This is a genomic window from Dapis brunnea BLCC-M229 (genome assembly GCF_050015995.1).
GTDB lineage: Bacteria > Cyanobacteriota > Cyanobacteriia > Cyanobacteriales > Microcoleaceae > Trichodesmium.
This window is the reverse complement of record NZ_JBNHEP010000239.1, coordinates 281-2,890: the sequence shown is the minus strand read 5'-3', so window position 1 is coordinate 2,890 and position 2,610 is coordinate 281. Positions and strand designations below refer to the sequence as shown.

General features: G+C 44.8%; 1 protein-coding gene. It reads left to right on the top strand.

Going from position 1 to position 2,610, the window contains the following annotated elements:
• On the top strand, nucleotides 1-2,610 hold a 2,610-nt coding region (locus ACP6PM_RS27545; RefSeq protein WP_426590087.1), incomplete at both ends, for an Ig-like domain-containing protein.

The following is a 2,610-nucleotide window of genomic DNA, read 5'->3' as shown; positions in this document are numbered from 1 at the left end:
ACGTTTCTATTAGCACAGAACTACCATTTGCCACCGATGACAACGCCAGTACCACAGTTGATACACCAGTTAGTTTCAACCTGACTGAAAATGACATACCTGATGAAGGAACTCAGATAGACCCAGCAACTATCGACCTCGACCCCAACACCCCTGAAGCCGAAAAAACACTCACACTAGACCAAGGAAACTTTACAGTAGATGAGAATGGAGAAATAACTTTTACTCCCGCACCAGGGTTTGTCGGAGTTGTCACCATTCCTTACACCGTAGAAGATACAACAGGAAACCTGACTAACCAAGGCAATATTACCGTAGAAGTCATAGACAACCCTCCAATTGCCACAGACGACAATGACAGTACCCCAGTCAACCAAGCAGTAACATTCAATATTAGTAACAACGATATTGACTCAGAAGGAATTGTAGACCCCTCTACCATAGACTTAAACCCCAGCACCCCTGATATCGACCAAACATTCACAATTCCCACTCAAGGTAGTTTCAATGTAGATAACAATGGTGATGTCACCTTCACACCCGAAACCGACTTTGTCGGAGAAGTGAGCATACCCTACACAATAGCAGACGAAAATAACAATACATCAAATCCAGCCAATATCACAGTTACAGTCACCAACTTACCACCTATAGCTACAGACAACAGTGAAAGTACACAACTTGGGCAACCAGTCACCTTCAACATTACAGATAATGACACTGACCCCGACAGTACAATAGACCTAACCACAGTAGACATAGACCCCAATACACCAGAACGAGACACCAGTCTAACGATACCAGGAGAAGGCACTTATACAGTAGATGATGCCGGAAATATTACTTTTACCCCAGAAGCCGAATTTACTGGGACAACCACTCCCATTACATATACTATTCAAGATAACTTAGGAGCAGTATCCAACCAGGCTAATATTACTGTTGATGTCACACCAACCCTACCAGAAAACCAACCCCCCGTTGCCAACAATGACAACAGCACAACATTTATTAACCAACCAGTCACATTCAACATTACAGAAAACGACAACGACATAGACGGCACCATCGACCCCAGCACCATCGACCTCGACCCAAGCACCCCAGTCAACCAAAAAACATTAACACTACCAACTCAAGGAACATTAACCGTAGATGATGACGGAAACGCCACCTTCACCCCCATTGATGGATTTGTCGGAGAAGTAACCATCCCCTACACAGTAGCAGACAACGACGGCGAAACCTCCAACCAAGCAAATATCACCATCGAAGTCGTCAACATCCCCCCTGTAGCCAACAACGACAGCGCCAGCACTGAACCGGGACAACCAGTCACATTCAACATTACAGAAAACGACAATGATACCGATGGCACCATCGACCCCAGCACCATAGACATTGACACAACCACACAAGGAAACCAAAAAACATTAACACTACCAACTCAAGGCACATTTACCGTAGATAATAACGGAAACCTCACCTTCACACCCATTGATGGATTTGTCGGAGAAGTAACCATCCCCTACACAGTAGCAGACAATAATGGCAGCACATCAGAAATAGCCAATATCAACGTTTCTATTAGCACAGAACTACCATTTGCCACCGATGACAACGCCAGTACCACGGTTGACACACCAGTAACATTCAACATCACAGAAAACGACATCCCCGATGAAGGAACTCAGCTCGACCCAACAACCATCGACCTCGACCCCAGCACCACCGAAATTGAAAAAACACTAACAGTAGACCAAGGAAACTTTACAGTAGATGAGAATGGAGAACTAACTTTTACTCCCGCACCAGGGTTTGTCGGAGAAGTAAATATTCCTTACACCGTAGAAGATACAACAGGAAACCTAACCAACCAAGGCAACATTACCGTAGAAGTCATAGACAACCCACCCATAGCCACAGACGACAATGACAGTACCCCAGTCAACCAACCAGTAACATTCAATATTAGTAACAACGATATTGACCCAGAAGGAGTAGTAGACCCAACCACCATAGACCTAGACCCCAGCACCCTTGGTATTGACCAAACATTCACAGTCCCCACTCAAGGTACTTTCAACGTAGACGAAAATGGGGATGTCACCTTCACACCCGAAACCGACTTTGTAGGAGAAGTGACCATACCCTACACAATAGCAGACGAGAACAACAATACATCAAATCCAGCCAATATCACAGTTACAGTAACCAACCAGCCACCTGTAGCTACAGACAACAGTGAAAGTACAGAACAAGGGCAACCAGTCACCTTCAACATTACAGATGATGACACTGACCCAGACACTACACTAGACCTAAGCACAGTAGACATTGACCCAAGTACACCAGAACAAGACACCAGCATAACGCTCCCTGGAGAAGGAACTTATACAGTAGATGATAGCGGAAATATTACCTTTACCCCAGAAGCAGACTTTACTGGTACGACTACTCCCATTACATATACTATTCAGGATAACTTAGGAGCAGTATCCAACGAAGCTGATATTTCTGTAGATGTAACTCCGGTAGGTTCCTTAAGCAATGATACTGCCACAACAACCCCCAACACCCCAGTCACATTCAACATCACCGACAACGATA